This window comes from Streptomyces solicavernae (genome assembly GCF_029968095.1).
Taxonomy (GTDB): Bacteria; Actinomycetota; Actinomycetes; order Streptomycetales; family Streptomycetaceae; genus Streptomyces; species Streptomyces solicavernae.
Genome location: NZ_JASCIR010000001.1, coordinates 94,469 through 109,412, shown reverse-complemented (window position 1 = coordinate 109,412; position 14,944 = coordinate 94,469). Strand labels below are relative to the sequence as shown.

Below are 14,944 nucleotides of genomic sequence, written 5' to 3'. Positions count from 1 at the left end.
GGAGGGGAAGGACGGGAGGGAGGGGAGAGACACGAGTGAACTCCGATCATCGTGATGGGGATCAAGCTATCCGTCGGCACGGAGAGACGCCCCAGGAGCAGGAGCCCGGTGAGCAGGCGCTCGCTGTGCCGGTGCGGACGGGCGTGAACACGCGAAGGGCGCGGCGCGGACAGAGCCGCAGGCCGCTCTGACTCCGCCTCGACTCTGACACAAACTGAAAATTCAGTCAAAGAGTGGGGTGGTGGCTCGGCCTGTAGGTGCGGCGAGGGTGTCTCCGCGTGCGCCAGCCCAAGTCGCCTGGGCTTCGGCTCGCACGCCGGCCGTTCCCCGTATCGCTCACATTGACTGAAGTTTCAGTTAGTATGCGCTCGCCGCTGTCCACGCAGGACAGCGACAGGTGACGGGTCCCGAGCTGATGACGGCCCGGTAAGGTTCGGATCCATGGCGTCTCGCACAACTCAGATCCTGGAAGCGGCCGCACGGCTCGTCGCCCGCCGCGGCGTCCGTGGTCTGCGCGTCGAAGAACTCGCCACCGAGGCAGGCGTCTCGACCGGCTTGATCTACTACCACTTCAAGGACCGCACCGGGATCCTGCGCCACACCCTTGAGTTCATCAACGACCGTGCCGAGCGCTACACCACGAGCCACATGGCGGACGCCGCACCACTCGCCCCGCGGGCGGAACTGGAGGAGGTCCTCCTCCTCGAACTGCAGGACGCCCCGGAGGTCAGGGAGAACAGCGCCGCCTGGGGTGAACTCCGGGCCAGCGCCGTGTTCGACGAGGTGCTGCGGGAGGACCTCGCGAGGGCGACGTTGGTGTGGGCGCAGGAGGTGGCGGCCCTGCTCGGACGCGTCACGCCGATGGCCCCCGCGCCCGCGCTCGCCGCGGCCGGCGAGCGGCTGACCGCCCTCCTCGAAGGCCTCAGCATGCGCTGGCTGAGCGGCGGCCTTGAACTCGGCCACGCGCGCGACCTGCTGCTCGGCGCGATCGACGCCGAACTGGCCCGGCTGCAGGGCAAGTAGCGCCCGGTCTCGCCCGGTCTCGCCCGGTCTTCCGCTGTCCGCGGGCCTCTCGCGCCGTCGGCGGACCGGGTGCCTCGGTCTTGCGGCTGCTTGCGCCCCGAGTCGTCCATGCTCACGGCGCGCAGGGCGATGTCGCGCAGGGGGAGGGGCGGTGCTGCGGCAGAGTACAGGATGTTCTGAATCCAGGATTCTCTGTACTGTAAGGGCGTGCTGACTCTCGCGACCGACATCGAGGCTCTGGCGCGCTTCGGCCGCGCCCTCGCCGACCCGATCCGCTGCCGCATCCTGCTCGAACTGCAGCAGGGGCCGGGCTATCCGTCCGACTTCGCCGACGCGCTCGGGATCTCCAGGACCAGGCTCTCCAACCACCTTGCATGCCTGAGGGATTGCGGCCTGGTCGTCGCGATCCCCGACGGCCGCCGCACCCGCTACGAGCTCGCCGACGCCCGACTCGGGCACGCCCTCGGGGACCTGCGTTCGGCGGTCCTCGCGGTGGAGGCCGACCGGACGTGCGTGGACGCGGAGACGGAGGGCTGCTGCCCGTGACCGTCATGTCGCTCGGCCCGTCGCCCGCCCGACGGGATGCGCTCGCCCGACGGGATGCGCTCGCGCGGCGGATACGGTTCCTCGTCGCCGCGACCATCGCCTACAACGTGGTCGAGGCGATGGTCGCGATCACCGCCGGTACCGTCGCGTCCTCGACCGCGCTGATCGGCTTCGGCCTGGACTCGGTGATCGAGGTGTCCTCCGCCGCGGCGGTCGCCTGGCAGTTCTCCGCTCGCGACCACGCCGTACGCGAGGCGCGGGAGAAGACGACGCTGCGGATCATCGCCGTCTCCTTCTTCGCGCTCGCCGCCTACGTCTCAGCCGATGCCGTACGCGCCCTCATCGGAACCGGCGAGGCGGAGCGGTCGGTTCCCGGCATCCTCATCGCCGCACTGTCGCTGGCGGTCATGCCGTTCCTGTCCGCGGCCCAGCGCCGCGCCGGCCGCGAACTCGGCTCGGCCTCCGCGGTCGCCGACTCCAGGCAGACGCTGCTGTGCACGTACCTGTCCGCGGTGCTGCTGGTCGGCCTGGTCCTCAACGCGACCCTCGGCTGGTCCTGGGCCGACCCGATGGCCGCCCTGGTGATCGCGGCCGTCGCCGTGAAGGAGGGCATCGACGCCTGGCAGGGCAAGGGCTGCGCCTGCGGGCCCGCGCCGACCTTCACCGCGCCGGGGGCCGGCGAGAAGAGCAGTGCTTGCGGCAGCTCCGGCGACACCTGCTGCACCGGTACGAAGGACACGGCGACGTGACCGGGTGGGCGTGGGCGGCCCTGGCCCTGTTCACCGGCTGGGCCGTGACCGCCTTCGGGATCCGGTCCGTGATTCAGGCCCGCCTGATCCGTGATCCGTGATCCGTGATCCGTGATCCGTGATCCGTGATCCGTGATCCGTGATCCGCGACCTGCGCGCCGAGAGGCCGGGGCGGGCGGTCGGGCGGCGCCTGGATAGCATCGGCGGCATGCTCGTCCGCCCCGCCCGGCGCCCCCGGCCCGCGCTCGCCGCCCTCGTGGCCGGTGCGCTGCTGGCCTGCGCCTACTTGATGTGGGGCCCCGCGCACACCACCATGGCCATGACCATGGCCGAGCCCATGCCCGGCATGACGGCCGAAGCCATGACGGCCGAAGCCATGACGGCCGAAGCCATGACCGCCGAGGTGGCCCACGCGGAGAGGGAACAGGGCCTGCATGCGATGGCTCCCGCGCCCGACGAGTGTCCGGCCATGAGCATGGACTGCCCGCTCACGACTGCGCACACGCCACTGTTTGTCGCACCCGCCGCCGCCCCCGGCACGGACACCCTCGCGGTACCTCCGGTTTCCGCCGAACCGCTGAGCGCTGCAGCGGTCGACGACGGGTGCGCCTGGCCCCGGGCACCCGATCCCGTCGCGCTCCTCTGCGTCAGCCGGACCTGACAACACCCGCGCCCGCCTGCCCGTTGGGCCTCCGGGTGCCTCGTCATGTCCTGATCCGGCCATCTCAGCAGAGAGAGTCCTTACCTCATGGCCTCCACCACCACCTTGTTCGTCACCGGCTTGACCACCGGTCTCTTCGCCGGCGGCGCCTCCTGCGCCGCCGTCCAGGGCGGCCTGCTCGCCGGCGCCGTCGGCCGCCGCGCCACTTCCTGGAGCTCCGAAGCATGGGAGCGCAGCGGCCTGTTCGCCCCGGTCGGAGCGTTCCTCGGCGCCAAGCTCGTCTCCCACACGCTCCTCGGCGCGGCCCTCGGCCTGGTCGGCGCCGCCATCCAGCCAGGCCCCCGAGCCCGCGCCGTACTGCTGATCGCGAGCGCGGTGCTGATGCTGCTGTTCGCCCTCGACATGCTCGGCGTCCGTGCCGTGCGCCGCTTCGTCCCGAGGTCGCCCGCCTCCTGGGGGCGGCGGGTACGAAGGTCGGCGAAGTCGACCGCCGTCACCACCCCGGCCGTACTCGGCTTCCTCACCGTCCTCATCCCCTGCGGTGTCACCCTCAGCGTGGAGCTGATCGCCGTCACCGCCGGGTCCCCGCTCGCCGGTGCCGCCGTCATGGCGGGGTTCGTCCTCGGCACCGGACCGCTCTTCGCCGTACTCGGCTTCCTGCTCCGCTCCGCAGCCCGCCGCTGGCAGGGCCGCCTCAGCATCGTCACCGCGGTGATCGTCCTCGCCGTCGCGCTGTGGACCGCCGGCTCCGGCCTGCGCCTCGGCGGCTGGTGGCCCGCCTCCGCCCCGGCGGCCGCCGCGCCGCAGACCCTGCAGTCGCCGCAGAAGACCGTGACCACGACCGGCGGAGTCCAGACCATCATCGTCCAGGCCCGCACCAACTCCTACGCACCCACCGCCATCACCGCGACCGCAGGCGTCCCGACCAAGCTCGTCGTCGCCACCGACAACACCAACGGCTGCGTACGTTCCTTCGTCGTCCCCGACGAGGGCGTCCAGGAAATCCTCCCCGTCACCGGCCGGACCCCCATCGACCTCGGCACCCCCAAACCCGGCACCCTCAACTTCACCTGCGGCATGGGCATGTACGGCGGCGAGATCACCTTCCAGCAGCCCACCGGCCCCAGCACCACCGGCCCCAGCACCACCGACCCCAGCACCACCGGCCCCCGCACCACCACCCCGAAGGAGACCGCACGATGACCCTCCGCCTCGAATTCGCCGTCACCGGCATGCACTGCAACAGCTGCGGCCTCCTCATCGACGACGAGGTCGAAGAACTCCCCGGCGTCACCACCAGCACCACCCACCTGCGCACCGAGCGCACCGTCGTCGAACTCGAACGCCCAGTCCCGGCCCAGGAGATCGTCGCGGCCATCGCCACCGCCGGCTACACGGCTACAGCGATCGCCTGACTGCCGACTGCCGCCCGATCTCGTGGCCCCGTACTGCCGCAGCGGGTGACGGGAATCGAAACCGCGCTCTGAGCTTGGGAATCAATCGGCTTTCGGGCTGCAATTCGGCCTCTGATCAGGGGAAACGCCGCCTCCCGAGCGCCGCTTCAGGTGCGCTGTACCGAGTGGCCATGCGCGGTCCTCTCCGGAGGCCAGTACGGCATCTCGGGCTCACCGCAGCACCGTTCGTCGTCCCTTCATCTGCAGCGGCGAAGCTCGGAATCTACCTGCAGCTCATGGTTGATCAAAAAGCGCCCTGTATGCGGGAGTTGGTCTCCGCTCGGAGGCACTCGGGGCCAGGAGCCGGCCTCATCGCTCAGTTCATGTTCGCTCGGGATCGTCGGATCATGTTCGCTCGGGATCGTCGGACGGACTCGTCGCGGCCTGTCCAGTGTCCTGTACATTTCAGGAGAGTCGTCGTGCCTCATGAGGGACGAGTTCGCGGTAGCTGGGGGAGAAGTATGGGCGAGCCAGTCGATCCGAGGGCCGCATACGCGCTGACCGCAGAGCCATCGCCGGGCCCTACTCCGGGCCCCACTCCAAGTCCTTCGCCGTCCGGACCAGGGTCTGGCGGTGATCGTCCCACCCCGGAGCCTTCGCCCTCTCCGAATCCCAGCCCGACCCCGCCGGCGCCGTGGGGCAAGGAGCCGGACGTCGGTGTCACCTCGTCGTTCCTGCGTAAGAGGGCTGAACACTGCGAAACAGCGTCAGAAGTGATCCGCAAGACACGGGGCCTGGCGGAGGACGCGAGTGACGGCTTGGCCCGCGCGGCCGACGGCTGGGACTTTATCGGCAGTCTCGACGAGCTTGAGGGGCGCTGGGAGAAGCTGAATCAGTTTGTCGTGCAGCGGCTCGATCAGGCAGCGGACAACTTCCGCCTCAGCGCGGATGCCTACGACGCGAACGAGACACGTACTGCCTCTCAGTTCTCCTGACCTTCACGGACCGCACCGGCATACAGGATGGGACATGCCCGGCTTCACTGCACTGCTGCAACTTGACGTCGCAGGACTGGAGACCTTTGCCGACGAGTGGGTGAAGGTCCACACGAAGCTGGTGGAGGCCCGTACGGGCTTTCACGATGACGTGGTTACGCCTCTCCACAAGGATCACTGGCGAGGCGAGGGTGGTTCCGCCGCGCAGAAATACTGTGACCGCATCCAGATGGACATCGACGCGCTGGACAAAGAGGTCAGAGCGCTGCGGAAATTCCTGGACACAGAGGCCGACGGCGACACCGGACGCGGTGGAGTGGAGGGCCTGGCGGGTCTGAAGCTGCGTGCCGAGAGCCTTCAGGAGGAGGCCCTGCGGGAAGGGATGACGATCTCCGACTCCGGCAGGGTCGACTGGGAGGTGATGTACGACCCGAACTACCCGGAGTCCGACAGGATGCTCGACGAACGCAGGGCGACTGCGGACTCGCTGGAGACCCGTGTGCGGAAGTTGCTCGATGACGCCGTAGAGGACGACGAATGGCTGGCGAAGAGCCTCAAGGTGATCTTCGGTACGGTCGGCAACTTCGAGTCCGAGAACCGTAAGTTCGGGATCGTGGAGCCCACCGCCAAGGACCGCCAGGTCCATAACCAGCTCAACAACGTGGCCGCCTACTTCGCCACGATCAAGGGCTGGCCGACGGCCGCCGGCCTGGTCAAGCACTACCTGGACGGCACTGGAAAACCCGTCGAGGTCGAACCGCAGCAGATGATGGACGAGATCCCTGCCTTCCGGGAGGACGTCGACGACACGCTGACGAACGACGTCCGCAAGCGCAGGGACGGACCGTTCACCACCGACTGGTCCTCCACCGCCCCCAGGCCGGAGGACGGCGACAGCAGTATGGAGTGGTACTACGCGCTCAACCACTTTCAGTACCGTCTCGTCGGAGAGAAGGAGGACGGCGAGATCACGTACCACGTCGAGGTCAAGAAGCGATACGACTGGGGCATCCCCAGCGAGCACCGTGCCACGGTGTCCGGCGGCGGACCGGGCCCGCTGGGCATGGAGCTGGAGCAGGCCGACATCGCCCATCTCCACACTTCCGGTATGGCACGGGACTTCAACGTGTCCGGCTCGTCGGACGAGATGACGGCTCGGTCGTGAAGGGCCGGCACACCGGGGCACGGCAGCGCCCGGAGTCGGCGGGTGCTGCCGCCCAGCCGACGCGCCGAGGCGACGTCGATGACGAGGACAGCGGCAACGGCTCTCACGAGAACGGCGAGGGATCCGGCCGCCTTCTGAAGAAGGTGGCCTTGTGGGTCGGCAGCTCGCTCTGCATCGCCTTCATCGCCTGGGTGGCCTGGGGATTCATACAGTTCGACCACGACATCGAGCATCCCCGCGAAGGCGGCTTTTCCGGTTGGCAGTGTGATGCCGGCCGTGACTGCGGTTCCTGAGTAAAGAGCACTGAGCGCAGACGGGAAGGGGCAGGCGTGGGGGAGCGACGCGCGCGGCATGCTGGCCGGCGAGCTTCCCGGGATCGTGCTGGTGGGCGGTGCGGATGGCTTCGGTCCACACTCTGTGGATCCGGTGTGCATGCGGTCGGGTCGCGTCGCCTCACCTACCCACCTACCTGCCGGACGGATGGCTTGGAAGATTCGGCGGCTGTGCGCCGTCGGCCGTGCCGCACGTCGCCCCAGACCGAGCGTCTGAGCGTTGGTCTTCGTCAACCAGCGTGCCCGCACGGCGGTGCACATCGCGAAGTGTGGCGACCATGTCTTCCGCCTTCTCGAAGAAGGCCCTCGACGCCCGCCACCTGGCCCGCCCGGTGCCGGAACTCGCCCCCGGCGACACCATCGCCAAGGCCGTCGACGAACTGCGCCGCCGCCGCGCCACGCTCGCCGTGGCCGGCGACGACTCCGGCCGCCTGCTCGGACTGGTCAGCCTCGACGCCCTGTTGGCCCGGCTGATGGAGCCGAGCCTCGCCTGAGGAAAATCCGTGTTCCGTGGAAACGCCCCGGCCATCCCGGTCTGGGAGCGGGGCGTTTCACGTCATTTCTACACAGGTGTCGAACTGGCGCTTGCGGAGGCGACTCTCCAGGTGTCCACGATCAAGGGCAAGGTTCAGACGAGCAGTTCCACCGCGATCTGCGTCAGGCAGGCGCCGTACTGGGTCAGCATGAACGACTTGTACGGCAGGCGACTGCGCTCGCGCGGCTCCGCGGACGACGTGACCCGCACCAGGCGCGCCGTCACCACCGCGCCGGCGAGCAGCACCAGGGCCGCGGGCAGCAGCGTGCGGTCGGTGGCCGCGGCGGCGGTGACGTAGAGCAGGCCGACGGCGAGTGGGGTGACGGCGCACACCACGCCGCTGCGCCGCTCGCCCCACCGGATCAGGGCGGTGCGGCGCCCGGCGGCCGCGTCGCCGCGCAGGTGCCTTCCAGCGGTGATCTGTGCTTTGACCAGGGGAAATCATGTCTGACGGAGGTGGCCGTTGACCGTGCTCCGCGACCCCTGTTGACCCCTGTGACACAGCGCCTATGGCACGCGAATGGCACGGCGGTGAGGAAGCCGCTCACCAGGAGCCGATCGGCCCTCACTGGCCTGTGTCAGAGAACTCTGGTGGTGTGAGCGGAAAGGTGTCGTTGCTGCAGCAAGCGCTGGGTCGCCCGCGGGGCGGTGGTCACGGGGGTAGGACCCGGTCTGCTTCAAGGCAGCGACATCATGCTTTGGCGCCGGCCATGCCGCTGGTGACGACGATCGCGGCCACGTCGCCGCTCTCGGTTCGCCCCAGCCAGACGACGCCGCCTGACTGTGCCGTGAACGTCACCAGATCGGCTTGCTGTGACTCGTCGCTGATCCGCTCGCACCCGTCCGAAAGCTGTCCGCTGTCACGCGGCTGCCAACAACCATCCACGCATGTGCGAAATGGTGCGGACAACGTCGTCCACGCGCCGGCGTCGGCGAAGCAGCCGACATTATGGTCCGCGCCGAACCGGGGATGCTCGCCCGGCGGTAGCTGCTCGATGTCCTCGCCGACACCCAGGCCCATCTCCCACCCGACCACCGGGGCATCACTGATGCGCAACCGGGTCGCCGCGCACTCGACGCCATCGAAGCGTTCACCGAAGAACTCGTACGGGCCTGCCGTCCACGCGAGCTCCACTCGGTAGACGCCGGGGAAATGCGCGCCGCCAGCTCCCGCGGTGGCGTCGTCGGCAATCCACGCTCATAGCGCCAGGTGTCGTCGTCGTCCCACGGCGCATCGACCACAAGGCGGCCGCTGGGTACACGGATGGTCGTCACCTCCTCGATGCTCGTCACGACGACGGGTGTTGTCGGATCGTCGTACACCGTCCCCAGGTGAGCACCGGGCGTGAACGCCGTCTCCAAGTACCACGTGGCCTCAGGCCCGGCTGCCAGCCGCGCGTCCCCGACCCACTTCATGTCCCACCCCTCCTCGCCGCCCGGCCGGACGGTCAACCGAAAGCTACGTGGGCCCACTGACATCGGCTCTTCGTGCATCGCCGCGATCCGACCTGTCGCCAGGTGCCGACGTCTGAACTCGACCTGGCCAACCGACGGTTCCGTGATGAACGCCCGTGACTTCTGGGGCATGAGTGTCGGCGGGAGCGGTTATTGTTGCGCGCCGACCAGTCATGATCGGCAGCCGGCCGGACGGCCGTCTGCAGTGACGTTCGGTCTCCCCCCCCCCCCACGTTTGACGTTCGTTCTCCCCCCACGCCAGGTTCACGGACCCCCGACCGGGGGTCGTCACGTTTCACATCGGGAGATTTCGCGTGACATTTGAAGAGGGAAGACAGCCCTTGTCTGGACGTAACCACCGCATGGCAACTGCCATCGCTCTCGCTGCCTTGACGGGCGGCCTGCTGGTCCCCGCTCTCGCGGGCAGCGCCTTCGCGGCGACCGGCGATCGTGCCTCGGTGTCCGGCCGCGACGGGGACTTCAACGGCGACGGCTACGTCGACCTCGCCGCCTCCGCCCCCGACGCCACGGTCGACGGTCTGGCGGGTGCCGGGGCCGTCACGGTCGCGTACGGCTCCGCGGCGGGCGCGGGCGCCGGCCAGGCCGAGCGGGTCACATTCACCCAGAATTCCAAAGGCGTCGGTGGGCAGGCGGCGGCCGGTGACCACTTCGGATTCTCCGTGGCCATCGCCGACTTCAACAACGACGGCTTCGCCGATCTCGCCACCGGTGCCCCGGGCGAGGACGTCGGTGACGATCAGGACGCCGGCATCGTCCAGATCCTGTGGGGCTCCCCGGACGGCCTGCGGGGCAGCGCCAGACTCGCCGATCCCACGAGCACCGATCAGGACGCCCACGGGCGGACCCTCGCCGCGGGTGACTTCAACGGAGACGGCAAGGACGACCTGGCCGCCGGCAACACCTCGGCCCAAGCCTGGCTGTACGCGGGCGGCATCGCCAACGACGGTGCCGACAGCGGTACGTACCCGCTGGGCAACCTGAATGCCTGGGGAGGCGAGGTCGTCGCCCTCACGTCAGGTGACGTCACCGGCGACGGCGCGGACGACCTGCTGTTCAACCACTCCCAGCTCTATCGAAGCGGGGGTGACGCAAGCACGCTGGGCCTCAACCCGTCGCCCCTGCAGGTCGGCTACCGCGGTGGCTACTCCTCGGTCTTCGGGGACTTCGACAACGACGGCTACGGGGACATCGTCCTCGGCCGTGAGGGCGAGCACGGCGGCGAGATCACCTACGTCCCGGGCCGCCCCGTCTCCCAGACCGACCCCACCTGGACGGTGGACGACGTCGAGAGGTACACCCTCACCCAGGACGACTTCGACACACCGGGCGACGGCGACCTGTACGACCAGTACGGCGCCGGACTCGCCGCGGGTGACATCAACGGCGACGGCCACGACGACCTCGCCGTCGGCGACCCCAACGAGGACACCGACGCCGACACCGTCGCCGACGCCGGGCACGTGACCGTCATGTACGGCGGCTCCATCGGGCTCACGACGACCAACCGCCAGGTATTCGACCAGGGCACCGAGGGCGTCCCCGGCGAGAACGAGGCCGGCGACGGTTTCGGCTCCCGGCTGCTGCTCAGCGACCTCAACGGTGACGGCCGGAAGGACCTGACCGTCGCGGCGCTGGGCGAGGACGCCGAGAGCGGCGCGCTCACCACGCTCCTCGGATCGGACATCACCCTCACGGTCACCGGAGCACGCAGCCTGACCCCGACGTCCTATCTGCTGTCGACCGCCGGACAGCCGCACCTCGGCAGCAGCCTCCAGGGGCACCCGCCGATAACGCCTCAGCCGCTCCCTGACGTCGGCTGAGAGCGCGGTCCCGGAAACGGGACGGCCCAGGCCGGGGAGCGGCATCCCGGGCCTGGGCCGTCCGCGGACGACGCCGCCCCGTCAGACGGAGCCGATCACCGCTCGTCATCGGCGGCTCACGCTGACCGCGCCCTGGCCCGCGCCAAGGTCGGCCTGCCCGATGGCTTCCGCTTCTACGACCTCCGGCAGACCGGCAACACCCTCGCCCCCGACACGGGAGCCAAGTTGAAGGACCTCATGGCCCGCGCCGGCCAGTCCAGCGAGCGCGCCCAGTTGATCTACCAGCACTCGACGAAGCGGCACCAGAAGGAGAATGGGGCCCTTCAAGGTCGGACCACACGGCGTCGAGACCTTCGGCGGTGCCCAGAAGGTGCGCGAGTTGCGGGTACCGGCCAGGGGACAGACAGGCAAGGGCACGGAACACGTCGGCGATGTCGTGGCCGCGGGAATGAGGCCCGGCCACGATGCCGCGGCGGCAGTCGAAGAAAGTGCCTCCCTTCTTGAACTGCTCACTGCAGCGGGCGAGATGGGGGCACCGGGACAGGTTGTCATGTGGCTGGCCGCGCTGGCGTACAGGTGTGATTCATAGTGAAAGCGGCGTGCCTCCTCGCGCGCGGCACCGGTCAGAAGGTCGACGCGAGGGAGGGCCTGGTCGAACCGGCCGGGTTCCATCTCGCGCTGACTGTGACTGATCGTCACAAGGCGTTGGAAACCGTCGATGCACTCCAAGCCGTGAACCTGCAGGGTGATGCGGTCACTCGTTCTGTGCGCCGCGATGTGATCCGCCCCGAGGGCGATGGGCGGGCCGCCTGAGCCGAATCTCCGGGGATGCTCTCGAAGAGCCGGCCCAGCCGATGGTTCTCAGGAGTGGCCGGCAGATAGCCGCGGCGGCTCCTGAGCGTGATGGCCGCGTCTGGCTGCGAAGCGAGAGGGGCCAGCGTGGATGCAGTAAACCGACCGTGCCAGTTCTCGCGATGCCGGGAGAGATCTTCCGCGCGAGCTGTCAGATGCATGGTTCCCGCCGGAGGCGCCCACGTCCGGTGAGGGCCCGGAAGGATCATCGGCTGAGAGGAGATCGCGAAAGCGTTCGTGATCGGAACAACGGACCACGCAGCCCCAGGTGTCGGCCCTGGGGGTTGTTTGGGCACGAGGGTTGACTGGCTTGTCGCCGGGAGCCTGCTCGGAGGCCGAGTGGGAATCAGCCCTGGGGTCCGGTTTGCGGAAGCGTCGGTTTGCCCCCACAAGCGCTATGTGACTCAGTCACCGAAAGTCCGTCTCGCGATTTGGAATGGTGCCGGATCAGATTGCCGAGAAGGGGCTCATGACCCCTCAACTGCCTGCGCCAACCGCCCACTTATGGCACGCGAATGGCACGAGCCCCGAAATTGGACTAGACAACAAACAACCCCCGGGTCGATGACCTGGGGGTTTGTCGTGGAGCGGGTGACGGGAATCGAACCCGCGCTCTGAGCTTGGGAAGCTCATGTTCTACCATTAAACTACACCCGCACAGATGCGAGGCCATGACCTGTCGCATCGTGTGGACACCCTACCCCATCCGTGCCCTCCGGTGTGCGCGCCGGTCTGTGAGTCTGCCTCCGTGGGGGCTGGAACCGGCTGCGGGGTACGGGAGTTGGGGCGTACCGTGGCGGTGCGGAGTGCCGCCTGGAGGGGCGTCCCTTTCATCCCGTAATGTGAGGTTTCGTTGCAGTCAGCGACCCAGGACTCACATGGGGAAGGGACTCGAAGACTTGATGGAGCGCACCGTCGTCCGTTGTGCCGAAGGGCATGTTTTCAGCACCGCTTCGTTTCCGATGCAGCAGCTCGGCTCCGAGCGGATCGGGCCTGGGCGCCTGATCCGGTGTCCGCGCTGTGCTCGGTTGCGGCACGCGGTGCCGGTGGACGCGTCGGCACAGCGGTAGCCAGGCCGTGGCGAACCGGCAGTGAAACGGTTCGGCCGAGCGCGCGGGAGGCGTCCGATTGGGGCGCGCCCGCGCGCTCTGCGTATCCTCGGGGCGTGCTTCTCTCAGACAAGGACATCCGGGCCGAGATCGATGCCGGGCGGGTGCGGATCGACCCGTACGACGAAACCATGGTGCAGCCGTCGAGCATCGACGTACGGCTCGACCGTTACTTCCGGGTGTTCGAGAACCACCGTTACCCGCACATCGACCCTGCCGTCGAGCAGACCGATCTGACGCGGACGGTGGAGCCGGAGGGGGATGAGCCGTTCATCCTGCACCCCGGCGAATTCGTGCTCGCGTCGACGTATGAGGTCATCACGCTTCCCGATGACCTCGCCAGCCGGCTTGAAGGAAAGAGTTCCCTCGGGCGGCTCGGGCTCGTCACGCATTCCACCGCGGGGTTCATCGACCCCGGTTTCTCCGGACACGTGACGCTGGAGCTCAGCAATCTCGCGACCCTGCCCATCAAGCTGTGGCCGGGAATGAAGATCGGGCAGTTGTGCATGTTCAAGCTCAGCTCTCCCGCTGAATTCCCTTACGGCAGCGAGCGATACGGTTCGCGTTACCAGGGGCAGCGGGGTCCGACGGCTTCGCGTTCCTATCTCAACTTTCACAGGACGCAGGTGTGAGCAGCGGTATGAGTGACGTCGGTGGCGTGCGCGAGAATCTGACGTACGAGAAGTTCGGGGTGGCCGTGCGTGAGCTCGCGCAGACCATCGCCGATGACGGATATCAGCCGGACATAGTGCTCAGCATCGCGCGTGGCGGGGTGTTCGTGGCGGGCGGTCTCGCGTACGCGATCGACTGCAAGAACATCCACCTGGTGAATGTGGAGTTCTACACCGGGGTCGGTACCACCTTGGAAATGCCGGTCATGCTGGCGCCCGTGCCGAACGCGATCGACTTCAGCAACAAGAAGGTGCTGATCGCCGATGACGTCGCCGACACCGGCAAGACCCTGAAGCTGGTGCACGACTTCTGCCTCGACACCGTCGCCGAGGTCCGCTCCGCGGTGATCTACGAGAAGTCGCATTCGCTGGTGAAGTGCGAGTACGTGTGGAAGCGCACGGATGAATGGATCAACTTTCCGTGGAGTGTTGAGCCGCCCGTCGTGCGGCGTGCGGGGCAGGTTCTCGACGCCTGACAGCTCGTACGGAAAGGGAAGGGCCGGTGGGATTTCTCCCGCCGGCCCTTCCGCGTGCCTGCGTACCTGCGTGGTTGCGTGCCTGCGTGCCTGCGTACCTACGTAAGTACGTTCAGAACGTGCCCAGCTTGATGATCGACAGCAGGGCGAGCAGTTGGATCGCGGAGGCCGCGAGGGCCTTCGGCCAGGCCAGGTCGTGGGACTTGGCCACCATCGTGGTGAACAGCGCGCCTGCCGCGACCCACGTCGCCCAGCCGAGGACCTGGACCAGCGGGGCGTCGCCGCCGAGGAACATGGCGAAGACCAGGCGCGGGGCGTCCGTGAGGGACATGATCAGCATGGAGAGGCCGACCGTCGGCTGCCAGGCGCCGTCGCCGCCGAGCTGGCGGGCCAGGGTGTGGGTGACCACGCCGAGCACCAGGGCGCTGACGACGATGGTGACGCCGGTGGTGAGGACGATCGGGACGCTCGTCGCGAGTGTGGCGTTGATCGCGTCCTCGCGGGCCGTGTCGAAGCCGAAGACGGCGAGCAGCCCGTAGAGGAACGTGACGATCAGCGCCGGGCCCCACATCGCGTGGTCCCGCATCTGCAGGAAGGTCGGGCCGGGGCGCATGACGATGCCGCGCAGCAGGTCCTTCCAGTGCAGCCGCGGCCCGGCCGGGGCGGTCGTGGTGCCCGCGCGGTAGGTGTCGCCCTGGCTGTACGGGTCCTCGCCGATGGAGAAGGCCTGCGTGTGCCCGGGGTTGTTGTTCGGCGCGAACGGGTCGTGCGGGGCGCCGTGCTGCGGGTGCGGCGCGTGCTGGTGCGGGTCGCCGAAGTACTCGGGCTCGCCGTGCGCACCGCTGCCGGGCCCGCCGCCCTGTCTGCCGCCGGGCCCGCCGTGCGGTGCGCCGCCCGCCGGGGGCCACTGCTGCTGCGGGTACGGGGGCGCGGGCGGGCCGCCGTACGGCGGGTTCTGTCCGTACGGCTGCTGCTGCGGGTGTTGTTGCGGGCGAGGGCCCTGGGAGCGGTTGTCCCGGCCGCGTCCGATCCTGAATCCAGCCACGTAATCGAACGTACCTGGTCTGAAGGGGTGCTGTGTGACGGTGGTCGCAGCGGGGGCGCTTTGCGGCCGAGCTGTGACAACCCCTAGGGGATGAA

General features: G+C 68.7%; 18 protein-coding genes, 1 tRNA gene and 2 pseudogenes. 17 read left to right on the top strand and 4 right to left on the bottom strand.

Annotated features, from left to right (window positions below):
* Positions 1-441 precede the first annotated feature (441 nt).
* From QIS99_RS00515 to QIS99_RS00470, 10 genes and pseudogenes are all read left to right on the top strand, one after another.
* Positions 442-1,023, top strand: coding sequence for a TetR/AcrR family transcriptional regulator (locus QIS99_RS00515; RefSeq protein ID WP_282509222.1), 582 nt, complete (start codon positions 442-444; stop codon positions 1,021-1,023).
* A 207-nt stretch (positions 1,024-1,230) separates the two neighbouring features.
* Positions 1,231-1,569: an ArsR/SmtB family transcription factor gene (locus tag QIS99_RS00510; protein ID WP_282509220.1), complete on the top strand. Its 339-nt coding sequence runs from the start codon at positions 1,231-1,233 to the stop codon at positions 1,567-1,569.
* 5 nt (positions 1,570-1,574) lie between these two features.
* A complete protein-coding gene (locus QIS99_RS00505) occupies positions 1,575-2,318 on the top strand; it encodes a cation transporter (RefSeq protein WP_282509865.1) in 744 nt (247 codons plus the stop codon).
* 208 nt (positions 2,319-2,526) lie between these two features.
* Positions 2,527-2,979 carry a hypothetical protein gene (locus QIS99_RS00500; protein ID WP_282509218.1) on the top strand — a complete coding sequence of 151 codons (453 nt, stop codon included), beginning with the start codon at positions 2,527-2,529 and terminating at the stop codon, positions 2,977-2,979.
* Between the two features lie 87 nt (positions 2,980-3,066).
* Positions 3,067-4,182: an urease accessory protein UreH domain-containing protein gene (locus tag QIS99_RS00495; RefSeq protein WP_282509216.1), complete on the top strand. Its 1,116-nt coding sequence runs from the start codon at positions 3,067-3,069 to the stop codon at positions 4,180-4,182.
* Positions 4,179-4,394: a heavy-metal-associated domain-containing protein gene (locus QIS99_RS00490; RefSeq protein WP_282509214.1), complete on the top strand. Its 216-nt coding sequence runs from the start codon at positions 4,179-4,181 to the stop codon at positions 4,392-4,394. Before QIS99_RS00495 ends, QIS99_RS00490 begins: the two co-directional genes overlap by 4 nt.
* A 752-nt stretch (positions 4,395-5,146) precedes the next feature.
* Positions 5,147-5,368: a hypothetical protein gene (locus QIS99_RS00485; RefSeq protein WP_282509212.1), complete on the top strand. Its 222-nt coding sequence runs from the start codon at positions 5,147-5,149 to the stop codon at positions 5,366-5,368.
* Between the two features lie 34 nt (positions 5,369-5,402).
* Positions 5,403-6,533 (top strand): hypothetical protein, encoded by a 1,131-nt coding sequence (locus QIS99_RS00480; protein ID WP_282509210.1) that lies wholly within the window; start codon positions 5,403-5,405, stop codon positions 6,531-6,533.
* On the top strand, positions 6,530-6,826 hold the full coding sequence (locus QIS99_RS00475; RefSeq protein ID WP_282509208.1) for a hypothetical protein: 297 nt from the start codon (positions 6,530-6,532) through the stop codon (positions 6,824-6,826). The genes QIS99_RS00480 and QIS99_RS00475 overlap by 4 nt, the downstream gene beginning before the upstream one ends.
* Before the next feature lie 338 nt (positions 6,827-7,164).
* Positions 7,165-7,359, top strand: a pseudogene (locus QIS99_RS00470) (CBS domain-containing protein); the annotation flags it as partial.
* A gap of 134 nt (positions 7,360-7,493) precedes the next feature.
* Here the strand turns inward: QIS99_RS00470 and QIS99_RS00465 are convergent.
* Positions 7,494-7,733 carry a hypothetical protein gene (locus QIS99_RS00465; protein ID WP_282509206.1) on the bottom strand — a complete coding sequence of 80 codons (240 nt, stop codon included), beginning with the start codon at positions 7,731-7,733 and terminating at the stop codon, positions 7,494-7,496.
* A 358-nt stretch (positions 7,734-8,091) separates the two neighbouring features.
* Positions 8,092-8,592, bottom strand: a complete 501-nt coding sequence (locus QIS99_RS00460; protein ID WP_282509863.1) for a DUF4241 domain-containing protein — start codon at positions 8,590-8,592, stop codon at positions 8,092-8,094.
* Between the two features lie 625 nt (positions 8,593-9,217).
* On the opposite strand from QIS99_RS00460, the gene QIS99_RS00455 reads away from it, so the two are divergent.
* From QIS99_RS00455 to QIS99_RS00440, 4 genes and pseudogenes are all read left to right on the top strand, one after another.
* The gene (locus tag QIS99_RS00455; protein WP_282509204.1) at positions 9,218-10,696 is read left to right on the top strand and encodes an FG-GAP-like repeat-containing protein; all 1,479 of its coding nucleotides are present in this window, start codon (positions 9,218-9,220) and stop codon (positions 10,694-10,696) included.
* A 135-nt stretch (positions 10,697-10,831) separates the two neighbouring features.
* Positions 10,832-11,005, top strand: a pseudogene (locus tag QIS99_RS00450) (tyrosine-type recombinase/integrase); the annotation flags it as partial.
* A gap of 4 nt (positions 11,006-11,009) precedes the next feature.
* Positions 11,010-11,285 carry a hypothetical protein gene (locus tag QIS99_RS00445; RefSeq protein WP_282509202.1) on the top strand — a complete coding sequence of 92 codons (276 nt, stop codon included), beginning with the start codon at positions 11,010-11,012 and terminating at the stop codon, positions 11,283-11,285.
* The gene (locus QIS99_RS00440) at positions 11,285-11,509 is read left to right on the top strand and encodes a hypothetical protein (RefSeq protein ID WP_282509199.1); all 225 of its coding nucleotides are present in this window, start codon (positions 11,285-11,287) and stop codon (positions 11,507-11,509) included. Before QIS99_RS00445 ends, QIS99_RS00440 begins: the two co-directional genes overlap by 1 nt.
* 622 nt (positions 11,510-12,131) lie before the next feature.
* Here QIS99_RS00440 and QIS99_RS00435 read toward each other — a convergent pair.
* A tRNA-Gly gene (locus QIS99_RS00435) sits at positions 12,132-12,205 on the bottom strand.
* A 221-nt stretch (positions 12,206-12,426) separates the two neighbouring features.
* On the opposite strand from QIS99_RS00435, the gene QIS99_RS00430 reads away from it, so the two are divergent.
* From QIS99_RS00430 to QIS99_RS00420, 3 genes are all read left to right on the top strand, one after another.
* Complete coding sequence (locus QIS99_RS00430; RefSeq protein WP_282509197.1) at positions 12,427-12,618, top strand: hypothetical protein; 192 nt, start codon at positions 12,427-12,429, stop codon at positions 12,616-12,618.
* Between the two features lie 95 nt (positions 12,619-12,713).
* Entirely contained in the window at positions 12,714-13,289 is a 576-nt protein-coding gene (gene dcd, locus QIS99_RS00425) for a dCTP deaminase (RefSeq protein ID WP_282509194.1), read from the top strand.
* 26 nt (positions 13,290-13,315) lie between these two features.
* Complete coding sequence (locus tag QIS99_RS00420; protein WP_408909464.1) at positions 13,316-13,804, top strand: phosphoribosyltransferase; 489 nt, start codon at positions 13,316-13,318, stop codon at positions 13,802-13,804.
* A 112-nt stretch (positions 13,805-13,916) separates the two neighbouring features.
* On the opposite strand, the gene QIS99_RS00415 is transcribed toward QIS99_RS00420, so the two are convergent.
* Entirely contained in the window at positions 13,917-14,849 is a 933-nt protein-coding gene (locus QIS99_RS00415; RefSeq protein ID WP_282509190.1) for a Yip1 family protein, read from the bottom strand.
* Positions 14,850-14,944: the final 95 nt, after the last annotated feature.